The sequence below is a fragment of the Arthrobacter sp. ISL-72 genome, from assembly GCF_018613755.1.
Lineage (GTDB): Bacteria > Actinomycetota > Actinomycetes > Actinomycetales > Micrococcaceae > Arthrobacter.
The window spans coordinates 170975-186374 of sequence record NZ_JAGGPP010000027.1; the positions used below are offsets into that span (position 1 = coordinate 170975).

General features: G+C 66.4%; 12 protein-coding genes. 7 read left to right on the top strand and 5 right to left on the bottom strand.

Annotation, left to right across the window (positions count from 1 at the left end; translation table 11 throughout):
* Nucleotides 1-17: 17 nt before the first annotated feature.
* Nucleotides 18-284: a hypothetical protein gene (locus J7I92_RS19625; RefSeq protein ID WP_214843218.1), complete on the top strand. Its 267-nt coding sequence runs from the start codon at nucleotides 18-20 to the stop codon at nucleotides 282-284.
* On the opposite strand, the gene J7I92_RS19630 is transcribed toward J7I92_RS19625, so the two are convergent.
* The 3 genes from J7I92_RS19630 to purB all read right to left on the bottom strand — a co-directional run bounded on the left by J7I92_RS19630 (nucleotide 281) and on the right by purB (nucleotide 7431).
* On the bottom strand, nucleotides 281-5194 hold the full coding sequence (locus J7I92_RS19630; RefSeq protein ID WP_214843219.1) for an NAD-glutamate dehydrogenase: 4914 nt from the start codon (nucleotides 5192-5194) through the stop codon (nucleotides 281-283). The two genes, J7I92_RS19625 and J7I92_RS19630, sit on opposite strands and share 4 nt — an antisense overlap.
* A gap of 123 nt (nucleotides 5195-5317) precedes the next feature.
* Nucleotides 5318-5992, bottom strand: a complete 675-nt coding sequence (locus tag J7I92_RS19635) for a histidine phosphatase family protein (RefSeq protein ID WP_214843220.1) — start codon at nucleotides 5990-5992, stop codon at nucleotides 5318-5320.
* Nucleotides 5989-7431, bottom strand: coding sequence for an adenylosuccinate lyase (purB, locus tag J7I92_RS19640; RefSeq protein WP_214843221.1), 1443 nt, complete (start codon nucleotides 7429-7431; stop codon nucleotides 5989-5991). Before purB ends, J7I92_RS19635 begins: the two co-directional genes overlap by 4 nt.
* A gap of 188 nt (nucleotides 7432-7619) precedes the next feature.
* Between purB and J7I92_RS19645 the strand changes: the two genes are divergently transcribed.
* Together J7I92_RS19645 and J7I92_RS19650 are read left to right on the top strand one after the other, a co-directional pair.
* The gene (locus J7I92_RS19645) at nucleotides 7620-7922 is read left to right on the top strand and encodes a hypothetical protein (protein WP_214843223.1); all 303 of its coding nucleotides are present in this window, start codon (nucleotides 7620-7622) and stop codon (nucleotides 7920-7922) included.
* Nucleotides 7922-9349: a hypothetical protein gene (locus J7I92_RS19650; protein WP_214843225.1), complete on the top strand. Its 1428-nt coding sequence runs from the start codon at nucleotides 7922-7924 to the stop codon at nucleotides 9347-9349. The genes J7I92_RS19645 and J7I92_RS19650 overlap by 1 nt, the downstream gene beginning before the upstream one ends.
* Nucleotides 9350-9375: 26 nt before the next feature.
* Here the strand turns inward: J7I92_RS19650 and J7I92_RS19655 are convergent, their stop codons facing one another.
* The gene (locus tag J7I92_RS19655; RefSeq protein WP_214843227.1) at nucleotides 9376-9804 is read right to left on the bottom strand and encodes a phage holin family protein; all 429 of its coding nucleotides are present in this window, start codon (nucleotides 9802-9804) and stop codon (nucleotides 9376-9378) included.
* 60 nt (nucleotides 9805-9864) lie between these two features.
* Here J7I92_RS19655 and J7I92_RS19660 point away from each other — a divergent pair, with 60 nt between their 5' ends.
* The 4 genes from J7I92_RS19660 to J7I92_RS19675 all read left to right on the top strand — a co-directional run bounded on the left by J7I92_RS19660 (nucleotide 9865) and on the right by J7I92_RS19675 (nucleotide 14873).
* Nucleotides 9865-10980, top strand: a complete 1116-nt coding sequence (locus tag J7I92_RS19660; protein ID WP_214843229.1) for a histidinol-phosphate transaminase — start codon at nucleotides 9865-9867, stop codon at nucleotides 10978-10980.
* Nucleotides 10981-11126: 146 nt separating this feature from the next.
* Nucleotides 11127-12350, top strand: a complete 1224-nt coding sequence (gene pdhA / locus J7I92_RS19665; protein ID WP_214843231.1) for a pyruvate dehydrogenase (acetyl-transferring) E1 component subunit alpha — start codon at nucleotides 11127-11129, stop codon at nucleotides 12348-12350.
* On the top strand, nucleotides 12350-13330 hold the full coding sequence (locus tag J7I92_RS19670) for an alpha-ketoacid dehydrogenase subunit beta (protein ID WP_214843233.1): 981 nt from the start codon (nucleotides 12350-12352) through the stop codon (nucleotides 13328-13330). The genes pdhA and J7I92_RS19670 overlap by 1 nt, the downstream gene beginning before the upstream one ends.
* 25 nt (nucleotides 13331-13355) lie before the next feature.
* Nucleotides 13356-14873, top strand: a complete 1518-nt coding sequence (locus J7I92_RS19675) for a dihydrolipoamide acetyltransferase family protein (protein WP_214843235.1) — start codon at nucleotides 13356-13358, stop codon at nucleotides 14871-14873.
* A gap of 44 nt (nucleotides 14874-14917) precedes the next feature.
* Here the strand turns inward: J7I92_RS19675 and J7I92_RS19680 are convergent, their stop codons facing one another.
* Nucleotides 14918-15256, bottom strand: a complete 339-nt coding sequence (locus J7I92_RS19680; protein WP_214843237.1) for a hypothetical protein — start codon at nucleotides 15254-15256, stop codon at nucleotides 14918-14920.
* Nucleotides 15257-15400: the final 144 nt, after the last annotated feature.

The following is a 15400-nucleotide window of genomic DNA, read 5'->3' on the forward strand; positions in this document are numbered from 1 at the left end:
GGTTTGCATAAGGAGTTGTGTCGCAGTTGGTAATCCTCGCTGAACTTTCCGGGCTGGCAGACGGTGATGTGGCCGCGCCCCTGGGCCAGCCGCAGGCCCCGCCGTTCCACTGCGGGGAAGCAATGGAGTGGACCACGCCGGTCCCCGGCCCCACTGAACTGGCCTACTCCTATGACGGGGCCGAGGCCCCTGCTGAACTCCCGGCCGTGTGGCGGTGCAGCTGCGGCTTCCAGCTCGACTCCCAGGTGCACCTGTCCCCGGTGCACCTGGCGGCCATAGCCTAACGGCGCACCAGCGTCCGCAGGAGCTTGAGTGCCACGGAGATCGAGTGGATGTCAGTCTGTCCGGGCCGGGTTGCTTCGGCGAACGTGTCCTTGATCCGCACGAGCTGCTCCTGATGGCCGCGTTCCCAAGCTACGATGCGCTCAACGGAATCAGCCGCGCTGAAGTCCGGACCCTGCGTCATCTCCATCACCGAGGCCGTCATGTCCGCTACGGCCGAGTACACATCATCACGCAGCGCGGCGCGGGCAAGGGCCTCCCACCGGCTCTGGCGCGGCAGGTCGGTGATGCTCAGCAGCAGGTTCGCGGCGCCGATCCGCTGGAAGACCGCGTAATACAGGTCGGCGATCGTGGCGACGGGTTCATGCACCCGCTCCGAAACGAGCGAGATGTCCAGCAGCCCGAAACTCTCCAACAGTCCCGCGGCGCGAAGGCCCAGCTCCCGGGGCATCGCGACGTCGTCCCAGTGCGCCAGCCGGTCCTGCACGCGGTCCAGGTCCGAGCCGCGAAAGTAGTCCATGGTGTGCTCGCGGAGCAGTTCCAGCGTTGGCAGGATCCTGGCCAGGGCCTCGGTCACTGGCTGGTCCCGGTGGTCGTGCGTCACGTACCACCTGGTGGCACGATCGAGGACCCTGCGCATGTGCAGGGTTGCCTGCGCAGCGTGTTCACTCGGATACGCGGCGGGGAGGTCGGCCAGCGTGTTGACGATCCACGGCAGGTCGAACGCTTCGCGTGCCACCACGAAGGCCTTGGCAACTGCGGCCGCGGTGGCTGTCGTCTCCTCGATGGCACGGAAGGCGAAGGTGATACCGCCCAGATTGATCATGTCATTGGCCACCACCGTGCAGATGATCTGGCGGCGGAGCGGGTGGGAGTCCAGATCGGCGTCGAATCGCTCGGACAGCTGCCGGGGAAAGTAGCCTCTGAGGACGCGCCGGAACCACGGGTCGTCCGCCAGATCGCTGTTGGTGAGCTCGGTGGCCAGTTGGATCTTGGCATAGGCGGCCAGCACGGACAGTTCGGGCGAGGTGAGCCCTTCTCCGGACCGCAGCCGTTCCTTGAGCTCGGCGCTGCTCGGCAGCCCTTCCAGCCGGCGGTCCAGGTCCGTGGCATTCTCGAGCCAGTCCATCATCCGTTCGAAGCCGGGACTCCACTCCCGCACCAGGTGCCGGTCGTTGAAGAGCAGGACATTCTGGTCCGCGTTGTTGGCCAGCACCAATCGGGCCACGTCATCGGTGAGGGAGTGCAGGAAAGCTGCGCGTTCCTCCGCGGGCATCTTTTCGGCGGAAATCATCCGGTCCAGGAAAATCTTGATGTTCACCTCGTGGTCCGAGCAGTCCACCCCGGCGGAGTTGTCGATGGCATCGGTGTTCAGCAGGATGCCGGACAGCGCGGCCTCGATCCGTCCGAGCTGCGTGACTCCCAGGTTCCCGCCCTCGGCGATGATCTTCGCCCGCACCTCCTTGCCGTTGACCCGGATGGGGTCGTTGGCCTTGTCGCCCACCTCTGAATGGCTCTCGGAGGAGGACTTGATGTAGGTGCCGATGCCGCCGTTGTAGAGCAGGTCCACGGGTGCCCGGAGGATGGCCTGGAGGAGGGCGTGAGGCGGCAGCGACACCGTGCCCGGGTCCAGGCCGAGAGAGTGCCTGACCTGTTCCGTAATGGGGAGGGCCTTGGTCCGGCGGGAATGAACACCGCCGCCCTCGCTGATCAGGGCGGGATTGTAGTCCGCCCAGGACGAGCGTGGCAGGGCAAAGAGCCGCCGTCGTTCCTCGAAGGACGCTTTGGCATCGGGATCCGGGTCGAGGAAGATGTGCCGGTGGTCGAACGCCGCCACCAGCCGGATGTGGCGGGAGAGGAGCATTCCGTTGCCAAAGACATCCCCGCTCATATCCCCGATGCCGGTGGCCGTGAAGTCCTCCCGCTGGCAGTCGACGCCGAGCTCGCGGAAATGGTGCTTCACCGATTCCCAGGCACCGCGGGCAGTGATGCCCATCTGTTTGTGGTCATAGCCCACGGACCCGCCCGACGCGAAGGCGTCGCCCAGCCAGAAGCCGTACTCCCGGGCCACCGCGTTGGCAGCGTCCGAAAACGCGGCGGTGCCCTTGTCAGCCGCCACCACGAGGTAGTAATCGTCGACGTCGTGACGCACCACGCGCTCCGGCGGCACCACGGTTTCGCCGTGCACAGTGGTGGTCAGGTTGTCGGTCAGGTCCAGCAGGCCGCGGACGAAAACGCGGTAGCACTCCAGGCCCTCGGCCAGCCAGGTCTCACGGTCGGCGGCAGGATCCGGCAACTGCTTGGGATAGAAACCGCCTTTGGCGCCGGTGGGCACGATCACGGAGTTCTTTACGTTCTGGGCCTTGACCAGGCCCAGGATCTCGGTGCGGAAATCCTCGCTGCGGTCGGACCAGCGCAGTCCGCCCCGGGCCAGTGCCCCGAAGCGCAGGTGGACGCCTTCCACGCGCGGCGAATAGACCCAGATTTCGTACTTCGGCCGGGGGAAGGGCGCGTTGGCGATTGCCGCGGGATTCAGTTTGAAGCTGAGGTGCGGCTTGTCCTGGAAGTAGTTGGTGCGGAGCGTGGATTCCACCAGGTTCATCAGCGTCCGCAGCAGGCGGTCGGCGTCGAGGACCGGAATGTCCTCGATCGCGGCGAGCAGTTCCTTGCGGACAGCGTCGGTGTCCCTGAACCGGTCGGGAACGTCAAGGGCGGGATCAAACTTCGCCTCGAAGAGCGCCAGGAGGGCGTGGGTGGCCCGGACATTGGCCAGCAGCGCATCCGCCATAAAGCCGTACGAGTGCGTGGTCCCCAGCTGCTGCAGATACTTGGCATAGCTGCGCAGGATGGACGCCTGCCGCCACTCGATGCCTTCCCGGAGCACCAGGCCGTCAAACCTGTCCGATTCCGTGTCCCCGCGCATGGCTGCGCTGAAGGCATCCGCCAGGAGTCCGCTGGTTCCGGCGGGGTCAATGCCCGCGGGGTACCTAACCCCGAGGTCGTACAGGAACAAGCGCCGGCCGGTCCCTCGCACCAGGTCGAACGGCCGTTGGTTCAGCACCTCCAGGCCGAGGTTGTGGAAGAACGGCAGGATCCGTGTCAGGCTCTGGGCGCTGGTGAGGTAGAGCCGGATCCGGGCGTCCCCGGCCAGTGTCGGGGACGTACCGGCGGGGAAGTACACCGCCAGCTGCGGGTCGTTCACGTCCCGGCCGCCCGCGCCGTCGAGGTCGTACTGCTCAAACCGCCTGATGTCCTCCACCGCATCCTCGACCTCGAAGTCTGCGCGGTAGCTGGCGGGGAAGGCGGCGGACCAGAGTGCCGACAGCCGGCCGGCCTCAGTGGGCGGCAGCTTGTCCCGGAGCGCTTCGTCCAGTCCTTCCGCCCACGTCCGCGTTGCGCTGACCAGGCTACGCTCCACCGCAGCGTGATCGACGTTGGGCACGCCGCTCGCGGGCAGCAGGATCCGGAAGAAGACGCGGGCCATGGGTGATTCACTCAGCCGGACCTCGAACTCCAGGGAGGAAGACTTGAAGGCCTGCTTGAGCTCCTGTTCGATCCTGAGCCGGACGACAGTGCTGTACCTGTGGCGGGGGAGGAACACCAGGGCCGACATAAAGCGGCCGTACCTGTCGGCGCGCAGGAACACCCGCGTTTGGTGATGGGCCTGCAGGAGCAGGATCTCACGCGACAGCCTCGCTAGTTCGTCCAGGTCCAGATGGAAGAGCTCATCCAGGGGGAAGGACTCAAGGACGGCCAGCAGCTGCTTGCCCGGGTGGGAGGCTTCATCGAAACCGAAGCGTTCCTGGACGGCCCGGACCTTGTCCCGGATGACCGGGATGCGGCGGACCGAGCGGCCTGTTGCACCTGGCACGAACAAACCCTGGAACCGTATTTCGCCTTGTGCCGTTCCGGCGTCGAAGATCCGGACGTGGATTTCATCCGGGTAGGCCGGGCGCGGGACGGATGACCTCAGGTCCGAGATGGAAAGCACGAACACTTCGGAGTGGGGGAGGGTGGCCGATGATTGTGCGGCCCCGGCCCCGGCCCCGTTCCCGTTCTCCCGGAGCAGGCCCAGCCCGGTTCCGGGCCGCAACTTCAGGGCCGCCGGGCCGCCATCGTCAGGACTGCCGTATTCGTAGTCGTATTCGCGGGATCCCAGGAACATGAAGTTGCCGCTGTCCAGCCAGCGCAGGAGTTCTGCTAGCTGCGCGGGAGGAGGTGAAGTGTTCCCGGCCTGTCGGCTGGCGGCCTGAGTGCCCTTTGACTGGAGGGCGTGCGCGAGCCTTTCCATCGAGCCGATGGCGTGAGCCAGCTGCGAATGCATGGCCGGGGTGTCGTCCGCCACGAGTTGCACGTCGGCCAGGACGCGCTGCACGTTGGCGATCAGTTCACGGATACCGTGTGTTCCCGGCAGGCGGCCGATCTCCGCGGCCACCCACGATTCCGACGACCAGCCCGGCGGCTCCCGGGATATGCCGGGCGGCGCAACGGCTGCTGCTCCCGCAATGCTTGGGGGCAGTCCGGATTGCGGCGAACCCGGCCGTACCTCCAGCAGCCGGTGCGTTTCCGGCTCCCGGCGGACCAGGAACGTGGGATGGACCAGCAGCCGGATGGATTCGTTTTGGCGGCCAAGCTCGGCCGTCAGCGAATGGAGCAGGTGCGGCATGGCGTCCGCGACCACCAGCAGGACACTGGCGTCACCTTCATTGAGGACGTCGACGGCGGCAGTACCGGGCGGGCGCTTGGCCGCCAGTTTTCTGTGGGCTTCGGCCCGCTGCTCCAGGTTTTCCGGGCTGTAGCTTTGCAGGTCCTCCGGCGCCACGTGCTCATAGTAGGCCGCCAGGAACGGCTGGTCGGGTCCGGGGAGGTCGGATGCCGGCACACCGTCCCTGGGTACCGCCTTGCCTGACATGCCACTGCGCCTCCACACGCAGGGAGCCACCGCACGCCGCGGCCGACAATCCTGTCCCCACGCCTGCTTTCATCATGGCTGGCTTCCGGGAAGCAGTCCAGTGCAGCGCGGCAGGCGCAGCCGCTAGGCCGGCTTGCCCGTGGGGTCTTCGGCCGTGGGGTCGGCCAGAGCCAGGCCGCCCACGGGACTGTCGTCCCAGTGGATGAGGTTCCAGCCGCCGTCGGGATCTCCTTCCAACGCCACAATGCCCGTGTTGGCGAGGACATGCCGCCTGGCAAATTCGGGTTCGATGTTGCCTGCCCGCAGCCCTGCCCACACGCGGATGGCCGCCCCGTGGCTGACCACGGCAACGGCTCCGTCGCCGTTCGCCGCGCTGTTTGCCCGTTCCACTACCTTGGTGATCGCGGCGTCGTAGCGGTTGAAGAAGTCCCGGCCGTTGGAACCGGCGGGCATCCGACGGTCCAGATCGCCGTCGGCCCAGGAAAATATGGTTCCCAGGTAACGTTTGTGCGATTCGTGGTCGGTCAGCTTCTCCAGTGCTCCGGCTTCGATCTCCTGAATGCCCTCAAGCACCTCGGTCTCGAGCCCGTGCACGCGCCCCAGGGGAGCAGCCGTGATCTGCGTACGGATCAGCGTGGAGGCGTAGAGGGCGTGGATCCGCTCATTCGCCAGCGAACGGGACAGCGCCTCGGCCTGGCGTTCGCCGAGTTCCGTCAGTCCCGGCCCCGGGTGCGCGGTGTCCAGCTGGCCCAGGACGTTGCCCGGGGTCTGGCCGTGTCGAATGAGCAGGAGCCTCATTTGAGGTGGTCCACCAGCTGGGCAGCAATGCCCGTGTACTTGCCCGGCGTCAGGGCGAGCAGGCGGGCCTCGGCGTCTGCGGAGAGTCCCAGGCCCTGCACGAATTCCTGCATGCGGGAGGAATCGACGCGCTGTCCACGGGTCAGGTCCTTGAGCCGCTCGTACGGGTTTTCCATGCCTTCCACGCCGGCGATCGCCTCGGCGCGCATCACCATCTGGATGGCCTCACCCAGGACTTCCCAGTTGGTGTCGAGGTCTTCGGCGAGGACACTCTCAGCGACGTCCAGCCGCTCCAGGCCCTTGGCAACGTTGGAGATGGCCAGCAGGGAGTGCCCGAACGCGACGCCGATGTTGCGCTGGCTGGAGGAGTCCGTAAGGTCCCGCTGCCAGCGGGACGTGACCAGGGTGGAGCCCAGCACGTCCAGCAGGCCGGAGGAGATTTCCAGGTTGGCCTCGGCGTTTTCGAAGCGGATCGGGTTGACCTTGTGCGGCATGGTGGAGGAGCCGGTGGCGCCCGCTACGGGGATCTGCGCGAAGTAGCCGATGGAGATGTAGCTCCAGATGTCGGTGCACACGTTGTGCAGGATCCGGTTGAAGCGCGCGACGTCTGCGTACAGCTCAGCTTGCCAGTCGTGGCTTTCAATCTGGGTGGTCAGCGGGTTCCAGGTCAGGCCGAGGCCCTCGACGAACGACTTCGAAACCTGCTGCCAGTCGGCGCCGGGGACGGAGGCGACGTGGGCTGCATAGGTGCCGGTGGCGCCGTTGATCTTGCCCAGGTATTCGGTCTTGGCAATGCGGTCCAGCTGTCTGTTCAGGCGGTGCGCGATGACTGCCAGTTCCTTGCCCAAAGTGGTGGGCGTGGCTGGCTGGCCGTGAGTGCGGGACAGCATGGGCACGGTGCGGTTGTCCTCGGCCATCGTGCTGATCTGGGCCACCAGGGCCTTGGCCGCGGGCAGCCAGACGTCCTCCACAGCACCCTTGACACCCAGGGCGTAGGAGAGGTTGTTGATGTCTTCGGAAGTGCAGCCGAAGTGCACCATGGCGGTCAGGCGCTCGATACCGATGGCCGGCAGCCTGCGGCCGATGTAGTACTCCACAGCCTTGACATCGTGCACTGTCACGGCCTCGATTTCGGCCAGCTCGGTGACCGAGGCGGCGTCGAATTCCGTGACTATCGCGCGGAGCTGGTCCTGCTGCTCCGGAGTGAGCGGGCCGGCACCCGGGAGGACGTTGTTGCTGGTCAGGTGGATGAGCCATTCAACTTCCACAGCCACGCGGTCCCGGTTGAGGGCCGCCTCGGACAGGTAGTCCACCAGGGGGGCGATGGCCGACTGGTACCGGCCGTCCAGGGGGCCAAGGGCGATCTTTTCCGGCGAGGCGGCTAGGGCCAGGCGTCCGGAAGGCGTACGGGTGTCAGCTGTGGCGGCAGTTTCAGGCATGTCCTGATTCTTTCACGAAGTCGCACCGCCCTTTAAGCCGGTGTCCGTGTGACTTTCCCTGCCCCGCGCCGTCCGGGGTCGCCCTCCGAATTTTCCACATAGCCGGCCCCGCTCGTTTCCCGGGGCTGTGGCGTTCCGTAGCGTCGGGAGTACTGACATGCCGGGACACACAGCCAGGGGGAAATGAGATGAGCGGCAGCATTACTGCAGCAGATGCCGACGCGTGCGGTTCGCGGAGCTTCGAAGTGCAGCAACTGGCCTGGCGGGTCGCCGACTTCGCCTACAGTGTCGATACTTCGATGCTCAGGTTCCGCCGCCTGGAGTTGGCGGAGTGGCAGTCACCGGCCGGTGAGGCCTACCGCACCGCCATCTCCTTGCAGGCCGCTGCCCTTGGACGCGCCAGGGAGCGCCTCATGGCGGCCTCCGAAGCTGTGCTTCGTCACTCCCGTGAGGTTCCGGTGTCACCGCAGAGGATGGGAGGAGGGTACTGATGGCTGAAGCCACACCCGCCGGCAGCGGCGGACCACCGGTTCCACTGGAACCGGCAACGGACGGGAACTTGCGGATCCGCGGCGGAGTGGGCGGCATCCGCTTTCAGTTTGAGGAGCTCATGGCCGGCGCGGCAGAGCTGGAGGGCTTGGCAGACGAACTCTCCGCGGTTGAAGTGGGACTCCGGCGCGTCTGGGATGAGCTTGGTCCCTATCAATACGATCCGCCGCCCAGCGGCACGGCGGCGCTCACGGCAGTAGGTGAAGGCTGCCAATCGCTGCGCGCCGTCAGGGAGCAGCTTCAGTACCTCAGCAGCCAGGTTCGGGCGAGCCACCGCGACTATGAAGTTGCAGAGTCGCGTGCAGCCGCCGGGATCCGCCCGCCCGAGGACGGCTGGATGTTTTTGCCGTCACTCTTTGTGGACCTGACCACGGATAACTACTTGAGCCGTGACGCCGCCGAGGCCGCGGCGCTGTCTGTGTCACTCGGGCTGCTGATGCAACTGGCGCCGGTGGACTTCGTACGGTTCCTCGCGGCAGAGGTGGCTGCCGGCCGGGACATCACCGCCGTCGGTCCGCTGGTTCGCAGGATCACGGAGCTGTATCTGCCGTGGCTGAAGCCGCGGCCGGTCACCGCCGTCGAGGAACTCAGCCGGGACGTCGACGTGGACACCTCGCCCGCCGGCCTCCTGGCCAGGCTGCGGGAGCTGGACGCCGACGGACACGGAAAGATCGAGGTCGTGCAGGTCGAGAACGCAGGCCGCAAGGCCTTCATCGTCATCGTCCCCGGCACTCAGCCCGCGGAGCCGCCGGGCGGTGCGAACCCGTTCGATCAGGCCGGGATCGCCGAGGCGCTCGGGTACGGCTCGGAGCAGGTGAACGCCGCCGTCCTGTCCGCACTGCAACAGGTCGGGGCGGCGAAAGGGGACGAGGTGGTGGCTGTCGGCTACAGCCAAGGCGGTGCGCACGTCATGAACCTCAGCCAGGACAAGGCCTTCCTGGCCGAATTTGATCTCAAATACGTACTGACGGCCGGATCACCGGTCGGCGGGATTACTCCGGAACCTGGGATCACGTCGCTCCATCTCGAACACCGCCAGGACTGGGTTCCCGGCAGCGACGGACTGCCGAACCCGGATACCCGCGACAGGGTTACCGTCACGCTCACCAACCGTGTGAGCACCCCTCCTGGCGGGGACCCCGGCCTCGGCCCGGGCCATAAGATCGGGGGCTACGAGGCAGGGGCGAAGGCCGTTGCGGCGAGCGAGGACCCGTCGTTGGTCGCCAACACGGCGGTCCTGGCCGGCGTTCTCGGCGCGGGCGGTGCAGGCTCAGCCACCCGCTTCGCCATGAATCGCGAGCCTCAGGCAGCGCCGGTGCGGCAGCAGGACCGGCCGCCAGCAGGTCCCGTCAGGTATGTGGGACGTTAGCCCGGCGGGGAGAACGGCAATGTACGTCAGCGTCCGCGGACGCCGGTGAGCCTGCCGGCCACGAGGGAAACCACGGTGATGATGATTGCTGCCAGGACTGCCGTCCAGAAGAAGGAGTCGATGGTGAAACGGACGGGGGTGTAGCTGCTGAGCCACGAGGTCAGGTAGAGCATTGCTGCATTAATAACGATCGTGAACAGCCCCAGCGTCAGGACCGTGATCGGCAGGGACAACAAGCTGACGATCGGCCGCACCAAGGCATTGACCAGGCCGAAGATCAGGCCAATGAACAGGTAGGCAAGGACTATACCCAACGGGTCGGCCCCTTGCGTGACCCCGCGCTGTGCAACGGCTTCCGTCGTTGCGGTGGTGGAGATGTCCAGGCCGGGCAGGATCCAGCCTGCAATCCAAAGAGCCAGACCGTTGATGAGCACCCGCACGATGAAAGAAAGCATGGCCCCATGGTTTCATACGGCGGAGGCCGGCGTCAGGAGCGGAGAAGTAGGCTAGGTGGCATGACTTCACCAGAGAACCCCGGGGGAATCAGGCCCCGCCCGGTGGTGGACAGGCTTCCCCGCTATGCCGCCGGAAAGCCTCCCGTCGCCGTCGAGGGCCTTGAAAGCTACAAGCTGTCCTCCAACGAGAACCCCTTGCCGCCCATCCCTGCGGTGCTGCAGGCAATCGCGGACCAGACCGATTTCAACCGCTACCCTGATCCCCTCAGCAGCAAACTGCGCGGTGCGTTGGCGGAGTTCCTGCATGTTCCCGCAGAAGACATCGTCACGGGTGCGGGCAGCCTGGGTGCGCTGAACCAGCTCCTGGTGACCTTCGCCGGACAGAACGACGATGGCAAGGCCGATGAGGTCATTTACGCCTGGCGGTCCTTTGAGGCCTATCCCATCTGCGTGGGCCTCGCCGGGGCGGAGAGCGTCCGGATCCCGCTGACCGCCGATGGCCGCCACGACCTCGATGCCATGGCTGCTGCCGTGACGGCGCGGACCAAAGTCATCCTGCTGTGCACGCCCAACAATCCCACCGGGCCCATCCTGGAAACGGGGGAAACCGAGCGGTTCATCCGCTCCGTCCCGGCCGACGTGGTCGTCGTCATTGATGAGGCCTACCAGGAGTTTGTGCGCGCCCAGGATGCCGTGGACGGTATCGAGATGTACCGCAAGTACCCCAACGTGGTGGTGCTGCGGACTTTCTCAAAGGCACACGGCCTTGCCGGCCTTCGAGTCGGTTACAGCATCTCCAACCCGGACCTCACCCAGCACCTTCGCGTGGCCGCCACGCCGTTCGCCGTTTCGCAGATTGCCGAACGTGCAGCCGTTACTTCCCTGCAGAACTTCGGCCAGGTTGTAGAAAGGGTACAAAGCCTGGTGGATGAGCGGGAGCGGGTCACCGCCGGGCTGCGTGACCTTGGCTGGTTCGTTCCGGCTGCCCAGGGCAACTTCGTGTGGCTCGGACTGGGCGGGGACAGTGCGGAGTTCGCTGCTCTGGCAGCGGAGCAGGCCCTCTCCGTGAGGGCGTTCGGGAATGAAGGCGTCCGGGTCAGTATCGGCGAGGTGGAAGCGAACACCCGTTTCCTCCAGCTCTGTGCGACCTATCCAAAGCCGCCACGGCGTTCCTAGCGCTTAACATAGCGCCCGCACGCCGCCTACTGCGGATAAAGTAAGGCTCAGTAAGCCAAAATATATGCCGGATCGGGAATGTATTCCTGATCGGGCATATATCCCAGCGATTGCAACGCATTAGGTGCGGCAAGCAAGGAGACGGTATGGGTGCCACACATCTGCCCGCCACCGAGTTCGACGGAACCGGGGCAGACGACCAGCTCGAGGCGGAAGCCGAGGCAGTTCTGGGCAAGCCTGCTGCCCGGATGGTCCAGCTGTTGGGGCCGGACGGCACCCTGGGCGGGGATCCCGTTTTCTCCAAGTATGCGGAGCGCCTCGACGCCGAAAAGCTGCGGGGGTTCTATGCGGACATGGCAGCCATTCGGCGGTTCGACCAGGAGGCCACCGCACTGCAGCGGCAGGGCCAGCTGGCGCTGTGGGTGCCGCTGACGGGCCAGGAGGCGGCGCAGATCGGCTCGGGACGGGCCAGCCAGCCGCAGGACTACATTTTCCCCACGTACCGTGAACACGGGGTGGCCCTGACCCGCAACGTTGACCTGGCCGAATTGCTGCGCCAGTTCCGCGGCGTGTCCAACGGCGGCTGGAACCCGAAGGACACCAACTTCCACCTCTACACCCTGGTGCTCGCCGCGCAGACCCCGCATGCTGTGGGCTATGCCATGGGGATCCAGCGCGACCAGAAGCTTGCGGCCGCCAACGCCGCGCCTGACCAGCCCCAGGAGCCCAAGGCTGCCGTGATGGTCTACTTCGGCGACGGCGCCAGCTCCGAGGGCGACGTGCACGAGTCCATGGTGTTCGCCTCGTCGTACAACGCGCCCGTGGTGTTCTTCTGCCAGAACAACCACTGGGCCATCTCCGTGCCCAGCACGGTGCAAACGCGCGTTCCGCTCGCGGACCGCGCCAAGGGCTACGGGTTCCCGGGCATCCGGGTGGACGGCAACGACGTCATCGCCGTCCACGCAGTCACGGAGTGGGCCCTGGAGCGTGCCCGGGAGGGCAAGGGCCCGGTGCTGATCGAAGCCTTCACGTACCGCGTCGGCGCGCACACCACTGCCGACGACCCCACGAAGTACCGCGGCTCCGATGAAGAGGCGCAGTGGAGGGCGAAGGACCCGCTGGAGCGGCTGGAGAAGTACCTCCGCTCCGGGGGCCTTGCGGATGAAGCCTTCTTTGCGAAGGTCAGGGCCGACGGCGATGACCTGGCCGCCTACGTCCGCAGGACCACCCATGACCTCGAAACCCCGGACATCCGGTCTGCGTTCGCCAACACGTACGCTGAGGCCCACCCGCTGGTGGCCGAGGAGCTGGCCTGGTTTGAGGAGTACAGCGCAGGATTCGCCGACGAGGCAGACGGGGCAGCCAACTGATGACCACCATGACCATCGCCAAGGCCATCAATGAAGGCCTGCGCGCAACGCTGAACAACAACCCGCGCACCCTGCTTATGGGCGAGGACATCGGCCCGCTGGGCGGCGTCTACCGGGTCACTGACGGCCTGATCGGCGAGTTCGGGGCCGACCGCGTGGTGGACACCCCGCTGGCCGAGTCGGGCATCATCGGCACGGCGATCGGACTTGCCCTCAGCGGCTACCTGCCGGTGTGCGAGATCCAGTTCGACGGCTTCGTCTTCCCGGGCTTCAACCAGATCACCACCCAGCTGGCCAAGATGCACTCGCGCAGCAACGGAAACCTCACCGTGCCTGTGGTCATCCGCATCCCGTACGGCGGCGGCATCGGCTCGATTGAACACCACTCCGAGTCCCCGGAGGCGCTGTTCGCCCATACGGCCGGCCTGCGCATCGTCACTCCGTCCAACCCGCACGATGCCTACTGGATGATCCAGCAAGCGGTCGATTGCCAGGACCCGGTGATCGTGTTTGAGCCGAAGCGCCGCTACTGGCTCAAGGGCGACGTCGATACGGAGTCACCGGGCGCCTCCGCCGACCCGTTCAAGGCGCACGTGCTGCGGGAAGGTACGGACGCGACAGTGGTGGCGTACGGCCCGCTGGTCCCGGTGGCCCTCGCGGCAGCCAACGCTGCGGCCGAGGACGGCCGCAGCGTGGAAGTGATCGACCTCCGGTCCATCTCCCCGATCGACTTCGACACCGTCACTGATTCCGTGAAGAAGACCGGCCGGCTCATCGTGGCCCATGAGGCCCCGACGTTCGGCGGCATCGGCGGCGAGATCGCGGCCCGCGTCAGCGAGCGGGCATTCCTGTCCCTGGAAGCCCCGGTGATTCGCGTGGGCGGCTTCCACATGCCCTACCCCGTGGCCAAGGTGGAAGAGGACTACCTGCCGGACATTGACCGCATCCTCGAGGCGCTGGACCGCGCCTTTGCCTACTGACGACGCCTTCCAAACCGAGGACCCCATGACTGTAAACAAGTTCAACCTGCCCGATGTGGGCGAAGGACTCACCGAGGCCGAGATCGTTTCCTGGAACGTCAAGCCCGGTGACAGCGTCGCGATCAACGACATCCTGTGCGAAATCGAAACGGCCAAGTCCCTCGTTGAACTGCCGTCACCTTTTGCCGGCACGGTCACCGAATTGCTCGTACCGGTGGGCGTGACCGTCGACGTCGGCACTCCGATCATCAGCGTGAGCGACGCCGTCTCCGGCGACCCCACGCCCGCGGATGTTCCGGCCCCGATGTATGGAAACCTCCCGGCAGGCACTGAGCCCGCTCCCGGCGGCGAAAGGTCCGATGGCGGAGCAGCAGCTGGCGGACTTGCCGCCGGTCCGCTCGTGGGTTCAGGCCCCAAGGCCGACGCCGTGAGGCGGCGCCCGCGCCGGACGCGGCCTGCGATTCCGGCAGACCCGGTCCATGGTGATCCGGAGGTCGAGCCTGCCCAACCCAGGTCTGCCGCGGCAGCGCTTTCGACCGGTGCGGACGACCGCCTGGTGTCCACAGGTTCAGCCAGCGAGGGGGTTCCTGCAGGCCCAGCCGGCGCCGAAAAACCCACCTTCGGCGGCACCATCAGCGGCATCGTCAACCGGGTCCTGGCCAAGCCTCCGGTGCGGAAGATCGCCCGGGACCTCGGGATCGACCTCGCCGACGTCGTCGCCACCGGAGCCCGCGGGGAAGTCACCCGCGAGGACCTGGTGAGCTACCAGGCCCAGCGTGACGCCGAGGTGGACAAGGCGGACACCTTCTGGGGCAAGTCCGGCCGGCCGCAGGACCAGCGCATCGAGCGCATCCCAGTCAAGGGGGTGCGCAAGGCAACGGCCAAGGCCATGGTGGAGTCGGCGTTCTCCGCTCCGCACGTCAGCATCTTTGTGGACGTCGATGCCAGCCGGACCATGGAGTTCGTCAAGCGGCTCAAGGCGTCCCGCGACTTCGAGGGTATTAAGGTCTCCCCGCTGCTGATCCTGGCCAAGGCGGTCATCTGGGCTGCGGCCCGGAACCCCTCCGTCAACGCCACCTGGGTGGACAGCACCGACGGCGATACGGCCGAGATCCACGTCAAGCACTTCATGAACCTGGGCATCGCGGCGGCCACCCCGCGCGGGCTGATGGTTCCGAACATCAAGAACGCCCAGGACCTTTCACTCAAGGAACTGGCCCTGGCACTCAATGACCTGGCCACCACTGCTCGGGCCGGGAAGACCCAGCCTGCCCAGATGCAGGGCGGCACCCTGACCGTCACCAACATCGGCGCCCTGGGCATCGACACGGGCACCCCGATCATCAACCCGGGGGAAGTGGCCATCGTGGCTTTCGGCACCATCAAGCAGAAGCCGTGGGTGCTGGACGGCGAGGTCATTCCGCGGTGGATCACCACCCTGGGCGGGTCTTTCGACCACCGCGTGGTGGACGGCGACCTCTCGGCCCGGTTCATGGCGGACGTCGCGGCGATCCTCGAGGAACCGGCGCTCCTGCTGGATTAGCTCGTGGGCGGCCTACTTGTGCGAGCCCTACTTGTCGGGGTGGCCTAGTAGGCGGGGTAGGCGGAGAGCATCTGGGCAAGGCCCGGATCGGCGGCCATTCCGCTCAGGCCGATGGCCGCTGCGATCATCGCGCCGGAGAAGCCGGTGACGCAGGCCGTAACCACGGCGAAGAACTTCCAGTCATCGCGCATGACGCTGCGGATGGTCTCCGGCAGGTCCAGGCCGGGTGCGATCAGGTTGGGGGCGGAGTCGGTGGTGCCGTCGTCGAGGAACGCAATGACGCGGTCATTGGCACGGTCCACGCGCATGGTGCTGATGTGGTTGCCGTGGCGGGCAAGAAGGATGTCGTGGCCTACGAGCTGGCGGCGCTGAAGCGTCAGCATATTGTTCCCCTGAGGTTGTTGGTACTCGGATGTCCGCACCATCGAGCACCCTCTAATTTTATCGCTGTAGACCGCGCCAATCCGCCGAAAAACAGGTGAGGCTGCCCACCCAGGGCAGTGATGCCCATCAACCCGGGAGCCCCG

Coding starts and splice junctions, on each gene's coding strand:
- J7I92_RS19680 (WP_214843237.1), bottom strand. CDS start 15,256: ATGCTGACGCTTCAGCGCCGCCAGCTCGTAGGCCACGACATCCTTCTT.
- purB (WP_214843221.1), bottom strand. CDS start 7,431: ATGCCTGAAACTGCCGCCACAGCTGACACCCGTACGCCTTCCGGACGC.
- J7I92_RS19630 (WP_214843219.1), bottom strand. CDS start 5,194: ATGTCAGGCAAGGCGGTACCCAGGGACGGTGTGCCGGCATCCGACCTC.
- J7I92_RS19660 (WP_214843229.1), top strand. CDS start 9,865: ATGACTTCACCAGAGAACCCCGGGGGAATCAGGCCCCGCCCGGTGGTG.
- J7I92_RS19645 (WP_214843223.1), top strand. CDS start 7,620: ATGAGCGGCAGCATTACTGCAGCAGATGCCGACGCGTGCGGTTCGCGG.
- pdhA (WP_214843231.1), top strand. CDS start 11,127: ATGGGTGCCACACATCTGCCCGCCACCGAGTTCGACGGAACCGGGGCA.
- J7I92_RS19655 (WP_214843227.1), bottom strand. CDS start 9,804: ATGCTTTCTTTCATCGTGCGGGTGCTCATCAACGGTCTGGCTCTTTGG.
- J7I92_RS19650 (WP_214843225.1), top strand. CDS start 7,922: ATGGCTGAAGCCACACCCGCCGGCAGCGGCGGACCACCGGTTCCACTG.
- J7I92_RS19670 (WP_214843233.1), top strand. CDS start 12,350: ATGACCACCATGACCATCGCCAAGGCCATCAATGAAGGCCTGCGCGCA.
- J7I92_RS19635 (WP_214843220.1), bottom strand. CDS start 5,992: ATGAGGCTCCTGCTCATTCGACACGGCCAGACCCCGGGCAACGTCCTG.
- J7I92_RS19675 (WP_214843235.1), top strand. CDS start 13,356: ATGACTGTAAACAAGTTCAACCTGCCCGATGTGGGCGAAGGACTCACC.